Genomic DNA, 1,438 nt, shown 5'->3' on the forward strand with positions numbered 1-1,438 from the left:
CCCCCCCCCCCCCCCCCCCCCCCCCCCCCCCCCCCCCCCCCCCCCCCCCCCCCCCCCCCCCCCCCCCCCCCCCCCCAGCCCTTCGGGGCCGGGTGCTACCGGCGCATCGCGTTGCCGTTCACCCCTGGCAGTGAAGGACACTGCGGCGGGGCTCTCTCCTAGCGCTGCATCCGACAGTACTCGGCCGCAGCCGCAAAAAGATCGTGAACAGGCTCTAAGAGGTAGAGGCGGAAAGCTTGGTGCTTTCCGATTGTGGAGCGACGCAGTGCGCCGCTCCAATTCAGGAACCCTTATTTGTTAGAGAAATACTGGTTCAGATTGAAGAGCAGCCCTGCGAAGGGCATACCTAGCGCGGAATAAACGGCGTTCGCTTCAGGTGCAGCGTTGTCCCCCAGGATTTCTACCGCGACGTTCGAGTAGCCAACCGGGATTACCCCAGCTTGCATCATCCGCATCACCCCAAGGTCGGCTTGTTCCTTGGTAAAGCTACCGGATGCATCGACGACCGCGTAGGTGCTGTAGCCGTCGGCCAGTGCGGCCATGGCGGGAAAGGCTAGGCAAACGTCCGTCGTGATGCCGGTAATGATTAACTTCTTGCGTCCCGTTGCCTTCACCGCTGCAACCACGCGCGGGTCGTCCCAGGCGTTGACGGTCGTCCGCTCGATGTGAGCGACTCCGGGTAATGCTTCCTGCAACTCAGGAATGATCGGCCCCCACATATTCTCCGTGGTCGTGGTAAGAATGATGGGGATCTTGAGAGCGACAGCTGCCTTAGCAAGGCCGACGATATTGTGCGTGAGCTGCATCGTATCGATGTCACGAACCCCGGTATAGAGCCCGACTTGGTGATCGACGATGAGCAGTACCGCATTGTCGCGAGTCAGGCGCTCATAATGCGTAGCGACGTGTGAATTCATCGAACTGGTCCCTCCTCCTGCGTAAGCGTTGCATGGATGGCTAACGAGACAGCTAGAGCAATTGCCACTGCCGAGACCGACTAACGGAAGATACGGTTGAGCTTCGTAGGTTTTTTCACCCCCTGTGCTGACGACGGCATCCTTGCCTTGTCAGCATTCTAGGTAGCCGTACCGTCCCAAACAATTAACTATTTTGCGACGATTCGTTCTGCCCCATGGAACGATGAAATCGGCAGCGCAGGGGGAAGATGCCGGCTTCAGCGACTCCCTAGGGGGTACTTAACCATGTGCAAATTCCGGCAAATCTGGTCAGCTGTGCCGGGATGTCTGTCCTGTTTCGTTCTCTAGGGCTGGTCCTGGCCAGATAGGCGAAGCCCATCAGAACTGGACTGTGCAAAGGGGGAGCGAAGACCGCGGAACTGAAGTTGTGCCAGTGGCCGCCTCTCGGCGAGGCTGTGTGGAAACACGGTGAATTGTTGATGCCAGAATGGTTGCGCCAACCTCTTTTGGGTTACCGATAT

General features: G+C 59.2%; 1 protein-coding gene. It reads right to left on the reverse strand.

All coding sequences use genetic code 11. The features are described 5' to 3' along the window. Nucleotides 1-290 precede the first annotated feature (290 nt). Entirely contained in the window at nt 291-917 is a 627-nt protein-coding gene (locus tag ACZ2IA_RS22725; RefSeq protein ID WP_470294860.1) for an isochorismatase family protein, read from the reverse strand. Nucleotides 918-1,438 lie beyond the last annotated feature (521 nt).

The organism is Crenobacter sp. CS_VA4 (genome assembly GCF_055597485.1).

Coding starts and splice junctions, on each gene's coding strand:
- ACZ2IA_RS22725 (WP_470294860.1), bottom strand. CDS start 917: ATGAATTCACACGTCGCTACGCATTATGAGCGCCTGACTCGCGACAAT.